At 63.2% G+C, this 19,076-nt stretch carries 16 protein-coding genes; 6 read left to right on the forward strand and 10 right to left on the reverse strand.

The window, feature by feature from the left end; translation table 11 throughout:
* Positions 1-10: 10 nt before the first annotated feature.
* The 8 genes from JC607_RS18190 to JC607_RS18225 are packed head-to-tail and all read right to left on the reverse strand — an operon-like array spanning position 11 to position 10,403.
* A complete protein-coding gene (locus tag JC607_RS18190; RefSeq protein ID WP_198838312.1) occupies positions 11-1,126 on the reverse strand; it encodes an ABC transporter ATP-binding protein in 1,116 nt (371 codons plus the stop codon).
* Positions 1,127-1,139: 13 nt separating this feature from the next.
* Complete coding sequence (locus JC607_RS18195; protein WP_198838313.1) at positions 1,140-2,258, reverse strand: polyamine ABC transporter substrate-binding protein; 1,119 nt, start codon at positions 2,256-2,258, stop codon at positions 1,140-1,142.
* 42 nt (positions 2,259-2,300) lie between these two features.
* The gene (locus JC607_RS18200; protein ID WP_198838314.1) at positions 2,301-3,530 is read right to left on the reverse strand and encodes an aromatic ring-hydroxylating dioxygenase subunit alpha; all 1,230 of its coding nucleotides are present in this window, start codon (positions 3,528-3,530) and stop codon (positions 2,301-2,303) included.
* The gene (locus JC607_RS18205) at positions 3,527-4,696 is read right to left on the reverse strand and encodes an aromatic ring-hydroxylating dioxygenase subunit alpha (RefSeq protein ID WP_198838315.1); all 1,170 of its coding nucleotides are present in this window, start codon (positions 4,694-4,696) and stop codon (positions 3,527-3,529) included. Before JC607_RS18205 ends, JC607_RS18200 begins: the two co-directional genes overlap by 4 nt.
* On the reverse strand, positions 4,696-5,910 hold the full coding sequence (locus JC607_RS18210) for an aminomethyltransferase family protein (RefSeq protein WP_198838316.1): 1,215 nt from the start codon (positions 5,908-5,910) through the stop codon (positions 4,696-4,698). Before JC607_RS18210 ends, JC607_RS18205 begins: the two co-directional genes overlap by 1 nt.
* On the reverse strand, positions 5,907-7,436 hold the full coding sequence (locus JC607_RS18215; RefSeq protein WP_198838317.1) for an NAD(P)/FAD-dependent oxidoreductase: 1,530 nt from the start codon (positions 7,434-7,436) through the stop codon (positions 5,907-5,909). Before JC607_RS18215 ends, JC607_RS18210 begins: the two co-directional genes overlap by 4 nt.
* Entirely contained in the window at positions 7,417-9,048 is a 1,632-nt protein-coding gene (locus JC607_RS18220; protein ID WP_198838318.1) for an NAD(P)/FAD-dependent oxidoreductase, read from the reverse strand. The genes JC607_RS18215 and JC607_RS18220 overlap by 20 nt, the downstream gene beginning before the upstream one ends.
* Positions 9,045-10,403, reverse strand: coding sequence for an aspartate aminotransferase family protein (locus tag JC607_RS18225; protein ID WP_198838319.1), 1,359 nt, complete (start codon positions 10,401-10,403; stop codon positions 9,045-9,047). The genes JC607_RS18220 and JC607_RS18225 overlap by 4 nt, the downstream gene beginning before the upstream one ends.
* A 129-nt stretch (positions 10,404-10,532) precedes the next feature.
* Between JC607_RS18225 and JC607_RS18230 the strand changes: the two genes are divergently transcribed.
* Entirely contained in the window at positions 10,533-11,231 is a 699-nt protein-coding gene (locus JC607_RS18230; RefSeq protein WP_198838320.1) for a TetR family transcriptional regulator, read from the forward strand.
* On the opposite strand, the gene pyrF is transcribed toward JC607_RS18230, so the two are convergent.
* Positions 11,212-11,898: an orotidine-5'-phosphate decarboxylase gene (gene pyrF / locus JC607_RS18235; protein ID WP_198838321.1), complete on the reverse strand. Its 687-nt coding sequence runs from the start codon at positions 11,896-11,898 to the stop codon at positions 11,212-11,214. The two genes, JC607_RS18230 and pyrF, sit on opposite strands and share 20 nt — an antisense overlap.
* A gap of 193 nt (positions 11,899-12,091) precedes the next feature.
* On the opposite strand from pyrF, the gene JC607_RS18240 reads away from it, so the two are divergent.
* Both JC607_RS18240 and JC607_RS18245 read left to right on the forward strand, forming a co-directional pair.
* Complete coding sequence (locus JC607_RS18240; RefSeq protein WP_198838322.1) at positions 12,092-12,865, forward strand: hypothetical protein; 774 nt, start codon at positions 12,092-12,094, stop codon at positions 12,863-12,865.
* Positions 12,862-13,722, forward strand: coding sequence for a PD40 domain-containing protein (locus JC607_RS18245; RefSeq protein WP_198838323.1), 861 nt, complete (start codon positions 12,862-12,864; stop codon positions 13,720-13,722). Before JC607_RS18240 ends, JC607_RS18245 begins: the two co-directional genes overlap by 4 nt.
* Before the next feature lie 54 nt (positions 13,723-13,776).
* Here JC607_RS18245 and JC607_RS18250 read toward each other — a convergent pair whose 3' ends face one another.
* On the reverse strand, positions 13,777-14,211 hold the full coding sequence (locus JC607_RS18250) for a hypothetical protein (RefSeq protein WP_198838324.1): 435 nt from the start codon (positions 14,209-14,211) through the stop codon (positions 13,777-13,779).
* A gap of 276 nt (positions 14,212-14,487) precedes the next feature.
* On the opposite strand from JC607_RS18250, the gene clpB reads away from it, so the two are divergent.
* The 3 genes from clpB (at position 14,488) to JC607_RS18265 (ending at position 18,847) form a co-directional block, all read left to right on the forward strand.
* Positions 14,488-17,103, forward strand: a complete 2,616-nt coding sequence (gene clpB / locus JC607_RS18255) for an ATP-dependent chaperone ClpB (protein WP_198838325.1) — start codon at positions 14,488-14,490, stop codon at positions 17,101-17,103.
* A gap of 191 nt (positions 17,104-17,294) precedes the next feature.
* Entirely contained in the window at positions 17,295-18,206 is a 912-nt protein-coding gene (msrP, locus tag JC607_RS18260) for a protein-methionine-sulfoxide reductase catalytic subunit MsrP (RefSeq protein WP_198838326.1), read from the forward strand.
* A complete protein-coding gene (locus JC607_RS18265; protein WP_198838327.1) occupies positions 18,206-18,847 on the forward strand; it encodes a sulfite oxidase heme-binding subunit YedZ in 642 nt (213 codons plus the stop codon). Before msrP ends, JC607_RS18265 begins: the two co-directional genes overlap by 1 nt.
* The last annotated feature ends 229 nt before the right edge of the window (positions 18,848-19,076 follow it).

The raw sequence follows: 19,076 nt of genomic DNA on the forward strand, positions 1-19,076 counted from the left end.
TCGCATGGCATCAATCCGTCAGGAGGATGGCTGAGGCGGGCTCGAAGGAGAGCCAGACGCGGTCGTCCCAGTCGGCGGGGCGGCCGGATTCAGAGGCGCGCCGCGCATTGACCGTATGGACCGAGATCAGATCGCCCCCCGGCAGGATCACACGGTAGAGGCTGTCCTTGCCGAAATAGGCGAGGTCTTTCACCTGACCTTCAACCACATTGACGGCATCGGGGCAGGTTTTCGAGATGGAGACTTTCTCGGGGCGCAGGGCTACGGTGACGGTCTGGCCCTCGGTCAGGCCAGGGAGGGATCGGGCCGCAAAGGTGCCGCCCATGGCGGGGATGTCGATCTCGGTCAGATCGCCGGTCAGGCGGATGACGCGGGCCGGATAGGTCGAGATCGCGCCGATAAAGCCGGCAACAAAGCGGGAATTGGGATATTCATAGATCTGGTTCGCCGGGCCGACCTGTTTGACCTCGCCCTTGTCCATCACCGCGATACGGTCGGCGAGGGTCATCGCCTCTTCCTGGTCATGGGTGACCACGACAAAAGTGACGCCGGTATTCTGCTGGATCGACATCAGTTCGAACTGGGTATGTTCGCGCAGTTTCTTGTCGAGCGCCGCGAGCGGCTCGTCGAGCAAAAGCACCTTGGGCTGCCGCGCCAGCGCGCGGGCCAGGGCCACGCGCTGGCGTTGCCCGCCGGAAATCTGATGCGGTTTCCTTTTGGCAAAAGGCGTCAGCTGTACCAGCGCCAGCATCTCTTCGACCCGGGCGGCGCGCCGGGCGGCGGTCATCTTTTCGTGCTTCAGCCCATAGGCGATGTTCTTTTCGACGCTCATATGCGGAAAGATCGCGTAGCTCTGGAACATCATATGGACCGGGCGATCCCAGGGCGGCGTATCGGCCATATCCTGGCCGTCGATAAAAATCCGTCCCGATGTCGGGGTCTCGAAGCCCGCCAGCATCCGCAAAAGCGTGGTCTTGCCGCAGCCGGAGCCGCCGAGCAGGGCGAAGATCTCGCCCTTGCCAATGGTCAGACTGACGTCACGCACCGCCTCGAACTGGCCAAAGCGTTTGGAGACGCCCTCGATACGGATGAAAGGGGCATTTTCCGGCAGGACAGGCTCTGACATGACGGGCCTCGCCTCAGCTGCCGCTCTTGATCATCTGCCAGGCGCGGTTCAGGTCGCGCTCCTGGTCTTCGGTCATCGGGCGTGTGGTGAAGAGGCGCGAGAGGGTCTCGTCATCGGGATAGATCGCCGGGTCGCTGGCGATTGCCGGATCGACCAGCGGCGTCGCCGCCTTATTGGCATTGGCATAGCCGGTGAAATTGGTGCAGGCCGCCGCCACTTCGGGCCGCAACAGATAATCGAGCAATATATAGGCATTTTCCACATTCGGCGCATCGGCCGGAATGCCCCAGAGATCGAACCAGGCCGGGGCGCCGGTTTTGGGGACGAAATAGGCCAGCTCCATCTCGATCCCGGCCTCGGCGGCGCGGGTCTTGGCGACGCCGTAATCGCCGGACCAGGAATTGATCACGCAAAGCTCGCCATTGGGGATCGCGTTGAGGTAATTCGCATTGTCAAAGGTGGTGATATATTGCCGGATCGGCGCAAACGCCTCGGCCATTTTCGCATATTCGGCGGCGCCGGCGGTATTGGGGTCAATGCCCAGATATTTCAGCATCATATAGCCGGCATCGGTCGGGCTATCGAGAACCGAGATGCCGCAATCGGCCAGTTTCGACGCATTCTCGGGCTTGAACAGAACATCAAGGCTGTTCAGATCAGCATCAGGAAGCCGTGCGCGTACCATCTGCATATTGTAGGCCATACCGACCGATCCCCACATATAGGGGACACCATGGGCCTGCCCCGGGTCGTAATCTTCGATGATCCTCAGGATATCGGGGTCGAGATTGCTCCAGCCCGGCAATTTGGAACGGTCGAGTTTCTGATAGACACCAGCGGCTACCATACGCGGATAGGACATGCCCGATTGCAAAACGAGGTCATATCCGGTGCCGCTGACCAGCATTTTGGCATCGACCTCTTCGGCGCTGGCATAAAGATCATAGGTGACCGAGATTCCGGTTTCGGCCTCGAAATCGGCAATTGTGGTCTCACCGATATAATCCGACCAGTTATAGACATTGACCGAGCCGGCGCTCGCGCGGGCCGGGCGGATGAAGGGCGCAGACAGCGGTCCGGCAAGAACGGCACCGGAAAGGGCGGTAAGTGCGTGGCGACGGGTCAGCTTCATCTTAGTCTCCCTGGCGTTTTATTGTCTGATTTTTAAGAAAGCCTAAGCCCGCCCTGCCTTTGCACAAAGCAAATCCTTGTTGAGGGCGCGCATTTCACCCTCTGCGGGTGCGGCGCTGCGGGACATCACCGGAAGCAGGCGGCGCAGCTGATCATGATGGCGGCGCAACCCGTATTCGAGGTCCGAGAGGTGGAAGCCTTCGAAATTTTCAGACCGCATTGATTCGTTTGACCAGATCGACAGCTGCTGATCTTCGGCAGAGGTGTCGCGGTCGATCCGCTGCGCGAGATAGCGGGCGGCGCGGGTCTGGCGGTCTTCATCGGCCAGGCGATACTGGCGGCCGGTCAGGAGTGTTCTGCCCGGTGACTGCGGCAGGTCATGGTAGAATTGTGCGCTTTCAGGCGTGAAGGCGATCACCGTATTGGGAAAGAGGCCGTAATAGGCCCAGTTCCGTTGCAGATGCGGCGGCAGATCTGCACGTTGCGGCGAATGCCTGACATAGTTCTTCACCGACCAGCTCCGGCCCGGGCGGTCGCCGTAAAAGCCGTAACTGACATGCAGGCCGCCGGGCAGGTAAAGGTCGCGGTAATCGCGGCCGTAAAGATCCTGCAAAGACGGATGGGCGAGGGCGACGTGATAGCCCTCATTGTCCACATCGCGCACCGATTTCCAGTTCACCGCAAGCTCCGCCGACCAGCCCGAGACATCGAGCGGCATCAGCCTCTCGGCCCCCCAGGCGGTGAAATCGGGCGCATAGGGGGCAAGGAGGTCACGCACCGAAGGCTGAGGTCCGGGGCGAAAGCGCAGGAAGAGGAAGCCTGCGAAAATCTCCAGCTCCAGCGGTTTCAGCCCGAAGGCGGATTTGTCCAGGCCATCGCCGAAGGTTTCGGGGCGCGAGACGCCGCGAAGCGTGCCGTCAAGGTTATAGACCCAGCCATGGAAGGGGCAGACCAGCGCGCCCCGGCATTTGCCCTGCGCACCATCCACCACCCGCGCGCCGCGATGGCGGCAGAGGTTCATGAAGGCACGGACCTCGCCATCCTGCCCGCGGATGATCACCGCGCGCTCGCCCAGAAGGTCAAAGGACAGCCAGTCGCCCGGTGCCGGGATGTCGGAGATATGGCCCGCAACCTGCCAGTGGGTCAGAAAAATCGCTTCACGTTCCAGATCGAACAGGGTCTGGGAATGATAGGTCCAGGCCGGCAGCCCGCGCCGGTCCCAGCCTGTCGGGATCGGGTCAGAACGCAGCGGAGTATCGGGAAATATGGTCATGCTGTTCCTCCCTCTGATCCGGCCGCCATCCCGGCCAGTATCCATTGGTGGAAACGGTGGATCTCATATTCTTCGGGCATCAGCGTGCCGCGCGTGAACGATGGCGAGGCAATGCCGCGCTGGTTCATCTCGGACGCGGCGCCGTCCTGCTCCATCACCAGTTTCGCGAAAGCCGCGATGGCAACGGCGTCAAAACCGGGCTGTGCCAGTGTTTCGGGCGGGAAATACCACTCCGCCACCAGCCTTGTGCGGTTGGGCGAGACCGGCTCCAGCCGCACGGCGCGGACATAATCGACATGCGCGACGATATAGGTCGAGGGCCAGAGTGTGACGAAGGTATAGCCGCGCGCGCGTTCCTCAGGTGTCAGCCCGGGAAAGACCGGCCCACAGGGCGCGCCCGAAGGTGTCCAGCTTTCGGCCCCTGCTTTGAGGTTCGGGCTGACGGGTCGATCCGGCGTCCAGTCCCGCGCCTCGTTGGCGCCCATGATGCCCTGGCGGTAGACCGGCACCATGTCGCACAGCTCGGGATGGATGCCGGGGCAGTGGAGGCATTCGGAATAATTCTCCCAGAACGCTTTCCAGTTGCAGTCGAGGTCCGAGACCCAGCGATGCCCGGTGACAAGCCCCGCCATTGGCCAGTTGTCATAGGTTTCCAGCGGCATATCGGCAGTCAGCGGGCCGGGATCACACGCAAGGTTCAGAAAGATGAACCCGTTCCAGATGCGCGAGGCGACCGGCTTCAGCGCGTGGTCGTCCTTGCGGAAATCAGCGGTTGGCACGGCATGGGCGGTCGAGACCAGCCGCCCGTCTTTGGCGGCAAAAGCCCAGGCGTGATAGGGGCAGGTGATCAGCTTGCCGAAGGACCGCTCTTCTCCCTCGGGACACAGTTCAGACCCGCGATGGCGGCAGCTGTTGTGAAAGGCCGAGACGCTGCCGTCAGTCGCCCGCACCAGCAGAACCGGGGCCTCTCCCACCCTGGTTCCGCGCAGGGTGCCGGCGGGCAGATCGGCCAGCCGCCCGACCATCACCCATTCGCGCGCGAAAATCGTCTCCATTTCCCGGGCGAACCAGTCGGGGGCGATCCAGGCCGCACGGGGAAGCGTTTCGGGGCAATGGCTGAGGCGGGGGCTGTCGGGATGGGGGCTTTGGGCGATGTCATGCGGCATCAGAACCTCCCCGGTGGGGTGGCACGGCGGCGTTCGGGGGCGAAAAACGGCCGGGCGGTTTTGGTGACAGGCAGCATAAGCTTTTGATATTGCAGCTCGCGCAGCGCGTAGATCTCGACCCAGAGATGGTCGCAACTGTCGTAGCGGGCCTCGACCTGGGCAATGGCGATGTTGCGTTTCAGTGTCGGAGACCAGCAGGCGGCGGTGATGAACCCCGCCTCGCGGCGCTTGTCGAAGTAGAGGATCGCGCCCTCGGCACTGACATTGCCGGGGATGTCGAGCCCGACCAGAGCCCATTGCGATGATTTTCCGTCGCGCTCGGCCATCAGGGCGCGGCGCCCGGTGAAATGCCCTTTATCCCAGGCGATCATCCAGTCGAGGCCGATTTCAAACGGTGACCGCGCCCGGTCTTCGCGCACCGCGTGCTGGACAGGGACGAAATCCATGCCGGTGGTGATGAACCCGGCCTCGAGCCGCGCCAGCATCACCGCCTCGGACCCGACCGGCATCAGCCCGTAAAGCGCGCCCGCCTGCATCAGGTGATCCCAGAGCGGCAGGGCAAGATCGGGGCTGATCCAGAGCTCATAACCCAGATCGCCGGTAAATCCGGTGCGCGAAATCATCACCTCGCCGGTGTCGAACGGGCAGGTCGTCATACGGAAGGGTTTCAGGGCCTGGATGTCGAACCCGGCCTGAGCCAGCACGGTCGCCGAAACCGGCCCCTGCAGCGCCAGCGCCGCGAGGTCTTCGGTCTCGTCCCGGAGCCGTATATCCAGCCCCCAGGCGCTGTCGAGCAGCCAGGGCAGGTGGCGTTCCTGACAGCACAGCCGGAAATCATCAGGCCCAAGGCGAAAGACGGTGCCATCATCCATCACCTTGCCCTGATCGTCACACCAGGCGGTGTAATGCACCTGACCCACCGCCAGCCGCCCCACATCGCGCAGCGTCAGGCGGTTGAGATAGGCCACCGCATCCGGCCCGGTGATGCGGTATTTCACCATGGGCGAGATGTCATACAGCGTCGCCGCATTGCGGATCGCCGTATGTTCCATCGTGCTGTCGCCGAAACAGGTGGCGGTCATGTAACCGGCCCAGGGGGCCCAGCCCTGCAGGCGATTCGCGGCTTCGGTGCGCGGATGGAACGGGGTCTGCGCCAGCGGGGTGGTGAAATGGGTCAGCGCCGGCGGCGCATTAAGATGGGGGGCTGCGCTCATGCTTTCGCCTCCAGCACAGCATCGGCGGCGTTCCGGCCGGCGGCGCCCGACATGCCGCCCGGATGGGTTCCGGCGCCGGTGAGCCAAAGCCCTTTCAGCGGCGTTGCATAGCGCGACAGCGGCGCGATCGGGCGGTTGAAGAGCATCTGTTCGACCGCCAGCTCGCCATGATGCCAGTTGCCACCCGCCATGCCGAACTGTCGTTCGATATCATAGGGCATCAGGATCCCGGCGCGGGTGATCAGCGCGCTGATCCCTGGCGCCGCCTCTTCCAGCCGCGCGAGGCAGGCTTTGAGCATCGCTTCTCGCGCCGCGTCTTCGCCCGCCTTCGGCGCATGGGGGGCGAATTGCACATTGGCCGACAGAAGATGCGGGCCAGTGCCGCCGGAAAACGCCGTGGGGATCACAATCTCCATCACCGGACGGTCAGGCACCTCGCCATATTTGACCGGGTTGAAGGCGGTTTCGACCTCATGTTCATCTGCGGCCAGCAGCAGGCGGGAGCGCAGATCGGCACCCCGAAAATCCGGGCGGGCGGAAAGCGCGAGATGCAGTTTTGCGGTGCCGCCCCGCGATTTCTGATGGCGCAAAGCGGTGACAAGGCCGGTGTCGAAATGCTCTGTGCCAGCGAGGGACAGGATCGTTGCCTTTGGCCCGATTGCCGAGATCACCACCGGCGCGACAAGGGTTTCGCCGCTGTGAAGGATCACGCCGGTGATGCGGTCATCGGCGATGCTGATCCGGCTGACGCGGGAATTGCTGCGCAGCGAAACACCTGCTGCAGTCGCAGCATTTGTCATGGCCTGCGCCAGCGCGGGCATCCCGCCTTTGGGCAGCCCGAGTGCTCCCTTACGTCCCGCGATTTCTCCGGCCAGCCGATCCAGGAGTAAAATCAGTGTATTGGGAGAGCGCGGTCCCGCCCAGGCGCCAAGCACGGCATCGAAACACAGGGCGGCGCGCAGCCGGGGATCTGTCAGTTCATCCTGAGCCACATCATGGGCGTTGATCAGGATCACCCGCAGCAATTCGCGAAAATCCTTCGTGCCAAGCGCGCGGATACCGATCAGGTTCTTCGCAAGCCTGGCCCAGGAATTGCCGCCCGCCTGCAGGCGTGGCGGCGCCATGCGGCGGAAGGGCTCCAGCGCGGCAGCGAAGGAGAGGAGGCGCTGGTAAAGCGCCTTCCAGGCCGCCGCGTCTGGGCCCTCGGTCAGTGGCCCCCGGATCACCAGATTGCCGTCGCGCCCGATCACCGTGGTCGGAATATCTGTGGCCTCCCATGTAAGGCCGTGGCGCGACAGATCCATCGCGGCCTCGACCCGCGGGTCGATCTGCCAGACAAGATGCGCCAGCGAAGGCGTCAGTCCGGGCGCCAGATCCGGGAGCGCACGGATGCCGCCACCGGGCGTGGCTTCGGCCTCGATCAGCGTCACTTTGCGGCCTTTGGACGCCAGGCGATGGGCGCAGGCCAGACCATTCGGCCCGGCTCCGATCACGATCACATCACGGTCAAAGGACGGGCCAGGCATCGCTCATATCCTTTGGCGAGAGTTTCGCATCACGCAGGATTTCCGACGCCGCATTGCGGCCCGGCGCGCCCATCACGCCACCGCCGGGATGGGTCGAGGAGCCGCAGATCCAGAGATCACGAACGGGGGTTCGGTAATTGGCATATCTCGGCACCGGTCGGTTGAAGAGCAGCTGGTCAAAGGTCAGCTCGCCCTGGAAGATATTGCCCTCGGTCAGCCCGACTTCGGCCTCGAGCTCGCGCGGGGTGCGGATCTCGACATGGCGGATGAGGTTTCTGAAACCGGGTGCGTAACGCTCGATCTGGTTCAGACAGGCCTCGCCGAAAGCATCGCGATCGGCATCGGTCCAGTCGCGGCCCCCCTCTGCCAGGTCTCCGATCTTTGGCGGCGCATATTGCACGAAGCACGACATGAAATGCTTGCCCGGCGGCGTCATGGTCGGGTCGATCATCGTGGGGATCATCACATCCTGGAACGGGTCGCGCGAGAAATGCCCGGCCTTCCAGTCGTCATAGGCGCGTTCCATCTTTTCGATGGAATCGGTGAAATGCAGATCCCCTTTGATCGCGGGTGACCCCTCGGGAAGCGCGGCGAATTTCGGGGCGGCGTCCAGTGCGATGTTCAGCTTGCCCGAGGAGCCGCGCGTTTTGAACTTCTTTACCGAAGCCACGTAATCGCCGGGAAGCTCGCGCTCCTCGACATGTTTCAGCATGGTGCGTTTGACATCCATGTTCGAGATCACGCGCTTTGCCCGGATCTCATCGCCGTTTTCCAGCACGACGCCGATAGACCGCCCGTTCTTCACCAGCACCCGGGCGACCGGTGCACCGGTGCGGATCTCACCGCCCGAGGCCTGCAAGGACGAAGACAGCGCTTTGGTGATCGACCCCATGCCGCCGCGCGCGAACCCCCAGGCACCGATATTGCCATCCACATCGCCCATATAGTGATGCAAGAGCACATAGGCGGACCCAGGCGACATCGGACCGAGCGCGGTGCCGATGATCGCGGAAACCGCGAGATAGGCCTTGATCACAGGGCTTTCAAAATAGTGGTCGAGGTAGTCCGAGATCGACATGGTCCAGAAGCGGACCATGTCTGCGATCTGGCGTTCCGACAGGCCCGAGACCTGTTTGCCGATGAACAGCAGCTCTCCGATGTCGCGCGGGCGGAACCGCGCCGGATCGGGCGGGGTGCGCAAGAGCATCGGGCGGATGAAACGGCAATAGCGCAGCACGTCGCGGGAATAGACGTCATAGGCCTCGGCATCGCGGGCCGAGTGGCGGGCGAATTCGCGGCGGTTCGCATCATGGTCGCGATACATGCCGAGGTAGCCGCCGCCCTCCTGGAACACCGCGCCACCCTCATAGGGCAGGATCTGCAACCCGTGGCGCGGGAGTTCAAGGTCGCGCATGATCTCGGGTCGGAAGAGGGATGCGACATAGGAGCAGTTGGAATAGGTGAAGCCGGGGGTCAGTTCCCGCGAGACGGCGGCCCCGCCAACCCAGTCGTTTTTCTCGATGACCAGCACCTTCATCCCGGCGCGGGCGAGGTAGCAGGCGGTGACCAGCCCGTTATGCCCGGCACCTAGGATCAGGGCGTCATATGTCATTCGGCGGCGTCCAGCTTGCCTTCCGCCTGGTCACGCAGCGTCAGGTCAACGGCTGTCTCTACCGCCCGGATGGTGTCGGTGTAGCAGGTCTCGTCCAGGCCATGCGCCTCACACATGAACCAGGGCTCGCGCGAGTCGGGTTCCACGATGATGTTCAGATCATGCAGGTACCAGGCCATGCGGTCGTAGAAGGAGTAATCCGAGGTCTTCCAGGCGCGGTAATTGTCCGGTGGCTCGGGCGCGAAGAAGATGCCGAACATCGCGGGATGACCCGAGAAGCTATGCGTGATGCCGCGCGCCGAGAGGATTTCGGAAATGCCGGCCTTCAGCCGGGTGCCGTAGTTCGCCAGCGTCTCAAGCGCAGGGGTCTCATCGAGGATGCGCAGCGTTTCCTCGGCGGCGGCGAGGCTGACGGAATGGGCGGTATAGGTGCCGCCATGCGACGCGCCGCCATAGCGGAAGGTGCGCATGATATCCTCGCGCCCCGCGACCAGCGAGATCGGATAGCCATTGGCGACCGCTTTCGCGAAGGTGGTGATATCGGGGGTAACGCCCAGGATGCCCTGGACACCACCCTTGCCGACGCGGAAGCCGGTTTTCACCTCGTCGATGATCAGCAACACGCCATATTGGTCGCAGAGTTTGCGGGCCAGCTGGACGTAGTCTTTCCGGGCCGAGATCCCGCAGCAATTCCCTTGAATCGGTTCGATCAGCATCGCGGCCATATCGTCGCCATGGCGGCGGAAGGTGTCTTCCAGCCGCTGCATATCGTTCATCGGCACCAGATGGGCGAGTTGTTTGACGGTGTTCGGGATGCCCTGACCATAGGGCACGATCTCGGGGTCGCTGTTCGATTTCGCGTCCCATTCATCCATATTCGCCATCCACATGGCGGCATCGAACAACCCGTGATAGCCGCCCTCGACCAGCAGATAGCTTTCGCGGCCCGTCCAGGCGCGGGCGAGACGCAGCGCGGACATCACGGCTTCGGTGCCGGAGTTCGAAAACCGCACCAGTTCTGCCGCCGGAACCATTTTCGAGATGCGTTCGGCAACGGCCAGCTCGCGCTCGGTCGAGAGGGCGAAGACGCCGCCGACCTCCATCCCCCGCTTTGCGGCGGCATCGACCCGGTCGTCTGCATAGCCGAGGATCGCCGGACCGTAGCCCAGCCGGTAATCAACGTAATTATTGCCGTCGATATCCCAGGTCCGGCCGCCCTTGCCGTGGTCGACATAGATCGTTCGCTCGTCACCCCAGTATCGGAAGGTCGAGGCCACCCCCAGCGGCAGCTTCTTCAGCGCCTTTTGGAAATGGGCATTGGACTTTTCCAGCTTGCGGTGCGGCGCGGTGGTCATGGCGTCAACCTGTTCCTGTTGCGGCTCTCCAAACTGTCGAATTATTTTGACTGAACTGTCAATCAGAATCTGAAACCGCTTTTAACGCAGCGGTTTTTCAGGCAAGACTGGCTGCGAACGGAGACGCAGATGGCAGCAATCGAGCAGACCGATACCCCAGAATCCGGGACCCCTGATTCCCAGCCCCGCAAGATGCCGCGCGATGCCCGGCGCGTGCAGCTGATCGAGGCGACGATCGAGACCATCGCACGTTTTGGCTATTCCAGGACGACGATGTCCGAGGTGGCACGGATGGCCGGCCTTTCGCATGGGCTGGTGAATTTCCACTTCCAGACCAAGGAAAACCTGCTCTCGGAAACGCTGCTCTATCTGTCCGGGGAATACCGGCAGAACTGGACCGGCGCGGTCGAGGCAGCGGGGGCAGGGGCGGCGGAACAGCTTTATGCCATGCTGGCGGCTGATTTCCGGCCCGAGATCTGCACGCCGGGGCGGCTGGCGGCCTGGTGTTCGTTCTGGGGCGAGACCTCGGGGAGGCCGCTTTACCAGGAGAAATGCGGCTCAAACGACGAGCAGTATAACCAGTATCTGGAAACGCTCTGCCGCCGGATGAATGAGGATCACGGCTATACGGTGGACCCGACCCGCACGGCGCGGGTGCTCCGGGTCACGACCGAGGGCGTCTGGCTCGATATGATGACGATGCAGTCACCTTATGATGCAAGCGAAGCGCTGGCGACGCTGATGGTCTGCGTCACCGCGTTTTTCCCGCGCCATTTCAGCGTGGAGGGTCTGGTCGCGGAAGGTCTGGTCAGGGCAGTTCCGCAATGATCGCACGGGCCGCAGCTGCCGGATCGGCACTGGCCCAGATCGGGCGGCCCACCACGATATGATCGGCGCCGTCGCGGATCGCGGCCCCGGGCGTGGCGATGCGCTTCTGATCGCCGGTTGCAGCCCCTGCCGGGCGCACGCCGGGGGTGACGATCAGCTTGCCAACGGCTTCAGGGAGGGCACGGATCCGCGCCGCCTCCTGCGGGCTGGCGATGACGCCATCGGCGCCGGCGGCGAGCGCCCGCGCCGCACGTTCGACGGTGATGTCATGGATATCGCCGGGAAGGATCATATTCGCATCCAGATCGGCCCGGTCGAGCGAGGTCAGCACCGTCACCGCGAGGATCTTCAGATCGGTCCCTGACTTGCCTTCCGCGGCTGCCCGCACCACCTGCGGGTCGCCATGCACGGTGAGGAAATCGAGGCCAAGCCCGGCAATCCCCTTCACCGCATTCTCGATGGTCTGGCCGATGTCGAAGAGCTTCAGATCCAGAAACACCCGCTTGTCGCGTTCATTCTTCAGTTCCAGTGCAAGTGCCAGGCCGCCGCCGGTCAGCATTCCAAGCCCGATCTTGTAGAAATCGACCGCCTCGCCCAGCCGGTCGGCCAGGGCGAGGCCCGCCACCACATTCGGCACATCCATCGCGACGATCAGGCGGTCATCCATCGGGCTTCTCCGGAGCTGTAAAGCGGGGGGCTGCAAAGGGGTTTCGGCCCCTCTCTCACGCGCGCGCGCATTTGACAAGGGAAGCCCCGCGCGAAAGGGCAGCACCCTTAAGCCGCTGTTCACCGAAGGCCGGGCTTGATTGACAGACAGGGTTAATGACGCGACTTTGGCGGAAATATCCGAAGGCAGGCATATGGACATCACGATTACCGTCGAGCGCCCCGAGGACGGGCCGGGCTCGGGCCCGATCCAGGTGGGCTGGTTCCTGACCAAAGACAAGAATGCGGTGCTTTACGATCCGCCAGAGCGGGTGATGTTTCGCCAGCAAAACCGCAGCCATGCCAAAAGTGCCGCGCGCTGCCCCGGGGTGATCCAGCTGGAAAGCCGGTATTTCATGGTGAAATGCCCCTTTGACCTGCAGATCGGCTTTGGTCGCGACAAGGATGGCCGCGCGGTGCTGATCAACCGGCTGGGAACGGCCAGCCCGGTGCGCGGCAACAAGCTTAATGAAGTGTTGACGCTCGTGAACGAGGCAGAATGGCGCTATCCTGACCGCCCGACCATCCAGCTTTCGCTGCCTTACTGTTTCATCGCGGATGAGCTGGTCTATCTGACGCAGCTGTCGCCTTTCATGCATTACCGCCCCGATCCGCTGCCGGGCACCATTTTTGGCGGGCGGTTCCCGATCTCGGTCTGGCCGCGCCCTCTGATGTGGGCATTCGAATGGCATGAGTCACAAAAGGATATCGTGCTGCGCCGGGGCGAGCCCTTGTTCTATGTGCAGTTCGAGGGGATGGACCCGTCTCGCGCGGTGCAGGTTATCGCGGCCGAACGCACGGCCGAGCTGGACACCTATATCGACCAGATCGGCGGCGCGGTGAATTACGTCAACCAGACGTTCGGCCTTTTCAGGGCCGCCGAGGCGCTGAGGCCGAAGAAGCTCCTGACGCCAAAGGCGCGCGAGTGATCTCGGTCCTCGAAACCATCACCCCCGACGGGCAGGTGACGGAAGTGCTGCGCCATCAGGGGCGTGAGGGGCAGGAGCGGCTGGAGGCGCCGAACTGGTCGCCCGATGGCTCCTCTGGCGGCACCTGGTTTCTGGTCAATGCCGGGGGGCGTCTCTGGCGTGTGCCGCTGCAGGCGCCCCGGCTGGAACCGATCGGCACCGGGATCGCGGGGCGCTGCAACAATGATCACGGGTTTACCCGCGATGGCCGGATTCTGTTTGGCAGCCATTACGAGGCCGAGGGCGCGCAGATCTATGCGGTGCCCGTGGCCGGGATCGGGGCCGGTCAGGCGCCGGAGAAAGTGTCCTCTGCGACCCCGAGCTGGTGGCACGGGCTTTCTCCCGATGGTCTGACCATGACCTATCCGGCGGCGCGGGGCGAGAAGCGGCAAATCGATATATACCGCCGCGCGCTGGCGGGCGGGCCTGAGACCCGGCTGACCGAAGCCGCAGGCCATAATGACGGGCCGGATTTCAGTCATGACGGGGCGCAGATATACTGGAACAGCGACCGCTCAGGCCATGCGCAGATCTGGGTGATGGCGGCGGATGGCGGCAATCAGCGCCAGCTTTTCCACGATGACCGGGTGAACTGGTTCCCGCACCCCTCGCCCTGTGGGCGCTGGCTGTGCTGGCTGTCCTATCCTCCCGGGACCGAAGGGCATCCGGCCGATCTGCCGGTGCGGCTGATGATTTCTGACGCAGATGGCGGGAATCGCCGGGTGCTGCGTGAAATCACCGGTGGCCAGGGTACGCTCAATGTGCCGTCCTGGGCGCCGGATGGCAGCGCTTTTGCCTATATCCGCTACGAGCCCTGACTTTGTAGGCCCTGACCTCTGGACTCTGAGCCGCCGTTACGGTCGCGTCGGGCTTCAGGCCGGGCTCAACGCGTCCTCATCCCGGTCGGCGTCGCGCAGCGGCTCGGGGAGGATCAGCGCATCATCGCTCAGGCAGGGCGCCAGCCTGTAGGGATCGGCCCAGACCGAGACATGGATCTCGGGCGGCCCGGATGTGGCGAGATGTTCGGGCGTCAGCACCACGATCCTCAGCCGCAACATCAGCCCCTCGATCAGTGCCGGGGCCAGAATACGCTCTGCCACCGGCCCGAGATGACCGAGATAGCTCATCCGCCTGACCGGGATGATCCCCATGAGCCGGCGCCTGACCATCGCGTAAATCCCGACCCGTCCATCGGGCAAAAGCCGCGCTTCGGCCATATCTCCCATGCAGATCCCGGCGCGGCCGATATGAACGGCGATGCCTTCGACGGGCACCTGCGGCAGAATGGCTTCGAGTCTCTCGGTCATGCTCTTATCCTCTTTTGCTGTAACAGTGCCTGTGCCGGGCGTATGGGGGCAAGCTCTGGCGTCGCCCTCGCAGAGGCGCGCGACGAAAGCCGCCGAAATCTCCGCCGCGCTTCGGCGGAAAATGGCCCCGCCTGTGCCTGGGATTTTTTCACTGGGGTGCCTCCGGACGGCTTGAACCCAGCCCTGCGCCGCCCCAGATTGAGAGGCGAAGGCCGGGGGTGGATGTGCCTTTTCAGGGCATCCGCAAAGATCGGCGCTTATGAAAAGGAGAGACCGATGAACATTGAAAAGTTCACGGAACGGTCGCGCGGTTTTATCCAGGCGGCCCAGACGATTGCGATGCGGGAAAGCCACCAGCGTGTGCTGCCCGATCACCTGCTGAAAGCCCTGATGGATGATGACCAGGGACTGGCCTCCAACCTGATCCGCCGTGCCGGTGGCGCGCCTGAGCGCGTCAATGAGGCGGTCAATGCCGCCATCCAGAAACTGCCGAAAGTGACCGGCGGTGACGGGCAGACCTATATCGACCCGCAACTTGTCCGCGTGCTGGACGAGGCGGAAGAGGTTGCCAAAAAGGCGGGCGACAGTTTCGTGCCGGTCGAGCGGATGCTGACCGCGCTCGCGCTGGTGAACACCCGTGCGAAGGATGCGCTGACGGCCGGTGCCGTGACGGCCCAGGGTCTGAATGCCGCGATCAATGACATTCGCAAGGGCCGGACGGCTGATTCTGCCTCGTCGGAAGACACGATGGAGGCGCTGAAGAAATACGCCCGCGATCTGACCGAAGCCGCAGCCCAGGGCAAGATCGACCCGATCATCGGGCGCGATGACGAGATCCGTCGCGCCATGCAGGTTTTGTCACGCCGCACCAAGAACAACCCGGTGCTGATCGGGGAGCCCGGTGTCGGTAAGACGGCCATCGCCGAGGGCCTCGCTTTGCGCATCATCGACGGTGATGTGCCGGAATCCTTGCGCAACAAAAAGCTGATGGCGCTGGACATGGGGGCGCTGATCGCCGGCGCGAAATATCGCGGTGAATTTGAGGAGCGGCTGAAGGCCATCCTGAAAGAGATCGAGGCCGCCGCGGGCGAGATCATCCTCTTTATCGACGAGCTGCATGTGCTTGTTGGCGCCGGCAAATCCGACGGCGCAATGGATGCCGCCAACCTGATCAAGCCTGCGCTTGCCCGGGGTGAGCTGCATTGCGTCGGGGCGACCACGCTCGATGAATACCGCAAATATATCGAGAAAGACGCGGCTCTGGCCCGGCGCTTCCAGCCGGTGCTGGTGAAGGAGCCGACCGTCGAGGACACGATCTCGATCCTGCGCGGCATCAAAGAGAAATACGAGCTCCATCATGGGGTGAAGATCACCGACTCGGCTCTGGTTGCGGCGGCCCAGCTGTCGCATCGCTATATCACCGACCGCTTCCTGCCGGATAAGGCGATCGACCTTGTCGATGAGGCATCGGCACGGCTGCGGATGGAGGTGGACAGCAAGCCCGAGGAGCTTGATGCGCTGGATCGTCAGATCCTGCAGCTGACCATCGAGGCCGAGGCGCTGAAGAAAGAAGAGGATGTGGCGTCGAAAGACCGGCTGGACAAGCTGGAGCTGGAGCTTGCCAATCTGAAAGACCATTCCGCCGAGATGACCGCGAAATGGCAGGCCGAGCGCGACAACCTCAACAAGGCCCGCGATATCAAGGAACAGCTTGACCGCGCCCGGGCCGAGCTGGATCAGGCCAAGCGCGAAAGCAATTTCGCCAAAGCCGGCGAGCTGCAATATGGCACCATCCCCGAGCTGGAAAAGCAGCTTGGCGAGGCGGAGGGCCGGGAAGGCGAGGCTCTGGTCTCAGAGTCGGTGCGCCCCGAGCAGATCGCCGAAGTGGTCGAGCGCTGGACCGGTATCCCCACCACCAAGATGCTGGAGGGTGAGAAAGAGAAACTCCTGAAGATGGAGGATGAGCTCGGGAAGCGGGTGATCGGCCAGCGCCAGGCGGTGGAGGCGGTGTCGAAAGCCGTGCGCCGTGCGCGGGCCGGGCTCTCGGATGAGAATAAGCCGCTTGGCTCGTTCCTGTTCCTCGGGCCGACCGGCGTGGGGAAAACCGAGCTGACCAAGGCTCTGGCCGAATATCTCTTTGACGATGACAATGCGATGGTGCGCATCGATATGTCGGAATTTATGGAGAAACACTCGGTCGCACGGCTGATCGGCGCCCCCCCGGGCTATGTCGGTTATGACGAGGGCGGTGTGCTGACCGAAGCCGTGCGGCGCCGGCCCTATCAGGTCGTCTTGTTCGACGAGGTCGAGAAGGCACATCCGGATGTGTTCAACGTGCTGTTGCAGGTGCTGGATGACGGGCGGCTGACCGATGGTCAGGGTCGTGTGGTGGACTTCAAGCAGACGCTGATCATCCTGACCTCGAACCTTGGCGCGCGGGCTTTGTCTGAACTGCCGGACGGGGCGGATACGGGTCGGGCGAAGGCTGAGGTGATGGAAGCGGTGCGGCTGCATTTCCGCCCCGAATTCCTTAACCGGCTGGATGAGATGATCATCTTTGACCGCCTGGGCCGTGCCGATATGTCCGGTATCGTTTCGATCCAGCTGAAACGGCTGGAGAAACGTCTGGCGGATCGCAAGATCACGCTGGAGCTGGACGAAAAGGCCAGGGATTGGCTGGCCGAGGAGGGCTATGATCCGGTCTTTGGCGCCCGCCCGCTGAAACGGGTGATCCAGCGGCAGTTGCAGGATCCGCTGGCCGAGATGCTCTTGGGGGGTGAGATCCTCGACGGCTCGGTCGTGCATGTCACGGCCTCGGATGAGGGGCTGCAGGTGGGCGACCGCGTTGTCGCATCAAATCGGACGCGGCCGGGCGGGACGCAGGTTCACTGAACCAGAATGGGGCGGCAGGGCAACCTTGCCGCCCCTTCCTGTCCTCGGATGCCTCCGGCGGGGATATTTAAGGACAGAAAATGAGCGCGGGTATCCGGCGCGGGTATCGGGGGGCTCTCTGATCTGTGTCTGGCAATCTGCCCGTGTTGTGCCAGAGTGCTGTGAGGCCAGCCAAGGTGAAGGAACGTGTTATGCCTGCAGGAACCGGGGGATCGCTGCGCTGGTCGGATGTCACGCCGAAGGCCACATGGATCAACAGGCGGGCTTTGCTTGCAGGCGCGGCGGCGGGGCTGGCGCTGCCGGCGGTCGCGCACGCGGATGTGGGGCGTTACTCAACCGATGCGGCGCCCAATACTCTGGAAGAGATCACCAATTACAACAATTTCTATGAGTTCGGCTGGAACAAGGATGATCCGGCCGCCTATGCCGGGGCGCTGACGGTTGATCCATGGTCGGTCAGTATTGGCGGGCTGGTGGATCGGCCCGGCAGCTATGATCTGGCCGATCTGGTCAAGGGTCAGGCCATTGAGGAGCGGATCTACCGGTTTCGCTGTGTCGAGGCCTGGTCGATGGTCATCCCCTGGCAGGGCTTTCAGCTGTCCGGTCTGCTGGACCGGGTCGGTGTGCAGCCTGGCGCAAAATATGTGGCCTTCGAGACACTCTACCGCCCCGACGAAATGCCGGGGCAGCGGGGCGGTGGCATCAGCTGGCCCTATGTCGAGGGGTTGCGGCTGGATGAGGCGATGAACCCGCTGACGATCCTTGCGACCGGCCTTTATGGCGCGGATCTGCCGAAACAGAATGGCGCGCCGATCCGGCTGGTCGTGCCGTGGAAATACGGCTTCAAGTCGATCAAGAGCATCGTGAAGATCACGCTGACCGCAGAGCAGCCGCGCACGACCTGGCAGGAGCTGCAGCCCTCGGAATACGGCTTCTATGCCAATGTGAACCCGGGCGTCGATCACCCGCGCTGGAGTCAGGCGACAGAGCGCCGGATCGGCGCCGGTCTGTTTGCCGGCCGCGAGGAGACCTTTTTGTTCAATGGTTATGGTGAAGAGGTAGCCTCCCTCTATAGCGGCATGGATCTTGCGGTGAACTATTGATGCCGCTTGCTGACAGGCTGAACACTCTGTCGCGGCGCCTGCCGGAATGGGGTGTCTGGATCCTCGGGCTGGTGCCACTGGTCTGGCTGGCGGGGCAGGTGGTCTCGGGAAGCGTGCTGGTCGATCCGGTCAAAACGATCGAACATGACCTCGGCAAGACCGGGCTCTGGCTTCTGTTCATCTGCCTGGCGATACCGCCGCTGCGCGCCCTGACCGGAGTGAACCTGATCCGGCATCGCCGGGCGGCCGGGCTTCTGGCCTTCTTCTATATAGCGCTGCATCTTCTGGCCTGGATCTGGCTGGATATGGGGCTGCTGATCGGCCAGGCGCTCGCGGATCTGGTCCGGCGCCCCTATCTGATCATGGGGATCGTGGCCTTCCTGATGCTGGTGCCGCTGGCTGTGACATCGAATGCGGCTTCGATCCGCCGGCTGGGGCGCAACTGGCGCAGACTGCATCTGCTGATCTGGCCTGCGACCATTCTCGCCGTGCTGCATTACCTCTGGCAGATGAAGATCATCCGGACAGAGGGCTGGATCTGGGCGGGGGTTCTTGGCGGATTGCTGATCTGGAGGCTGAGTCACGCGAAGATTCGGGCCAGGCGGCAGGGGTTCCGGGGGGGATTCGCGGATCCTCGCTAAGTGACTGATCTAAATTACTTTGGCGGCGCGGATTGCGTAATATTCTTCCGCGGCATGCGGTTCGGGCTTTGAGACTACCCGGGCCGCGCGAATTTCTTCACGCCTTAATCGCCTTGTTTTGCAGGAGTTTTGCAGGGATTGGCAAAGAATTTGTGACTTCCCTGAAAAAAGGCTCTTGCGGGTTCCGTCTGCCGGGCCTAGATACCGCCTCACCGAAACGGAACGGACG

Source organism: Paracoccus sp. IB05 (genome assembly GCF_016405985.1).
In the GTDB taxonomy this organism is placed as follows: Bacteria; Pseudomonadota; Alphaproteobacteria; order Rhodobacterales; family Rhodobacteraceae; genus Pseudogemmobacter.

Coding starts and splice junctions, on each gene's coding strand:
- JC607_RS18190 (WP_198838312.1), bottom strand. CDS start 1,126: ATGTCAGAGCCTGTCCTGCCGGAAAATGCCCCTTTCATCCGTATCGAG.
- JC607_RS18195 (WP_198838313.1), bottom strand. CDS start 2,258: ATGAAGCTGACCCGTCGCCACGCACTTACCGCCCTTTCCGGTGCCGTT.
- JC607_RS18200 (WP_198838314.1), bottom strand. CDS start 3,530: ATGACCATATTTCCCGATACTCCGCTGCGTTCTGACCCGATCCCGACA.
- JC607_RS18205 (WP_198838315.1), bottom strand. CDS start 4,696: ATGCCGCATGACATCGCCCAAAGCCCCCATCCCGACAGCCCCCGCCTC.
- JC607_RS18210 (WP_198838316.1), bottom strand. CDS start 5,910: ATGAGCGCAGCCCCCCATCTTAATGCGCCGCCGGCGCTGACCCATTTC.
- JC607_RS18215 (WP_198838317.1), bottom strand. CDS start 7,436: ATGCCTGGCCCGTCCTTTGACCGTGATGTGATCGTGATCGGAGCCGGG.
- JC607_RS18220 (WP_198838318.1), bottom strand. CDS start 9,048: ATGACATATGACGCCCTGATCCTAGGTGCCGGGCATAACGGGCTGGTC.
- JC607_RS18225 (WP_198838319.1), bottom strand. CDS start 10,403: ATGACCACCGCGCCGCACCGCAAGCTGGAAAAGTCCAATGCCCATTTC.
- JC607_RS18230 (WP_198838320.1), top strand. CDS start 10,533: ATGGCAGCAATCGAGCAGACCGATACCCCAGAATCCGGGACCCCTGAT.
- pyrF (WP_198838321.1), bottom strand. CDS start 11,898: ATGGATGACCGCCTGATCGTCGCGATGGATGTGCCGAATGTGGTGGCG.
- JC607_RS18240 (WP_198838322.1), top strand. CDS start 12,092: ATGGACATCACGATTACCGTCGAGCGCCCCGAGGACGGGCCGGGCTCG.
- JC607_RS18250 (WP_198838324.1), bottom strand. CDS start 14,211: ATGACCGAGAGACTCGAAGCCATTCTGCCGCAGGTGCCCGTCGAAGGC.
- clpB (WP_198838325.1), top strand. CDS start 14,488: ATGAACATTGAAAAGTTCACGGAACGGTCGCGCGGTTTTATCCAGGCG.
- msrP (WP_198838326.1), top strand. CDS start 17,295: ATGCCTGCAGGAACCGGGGGATCGCTGCGCTGGTCGGATGTCACGCCG.
- JC607_RS18265 (WP_198838327.1), top strand. CDS start 18,206: ATGCCGCTTGCTGACAGGCTGAACACTCTGTCGCGGCGCCTGCCGGAA.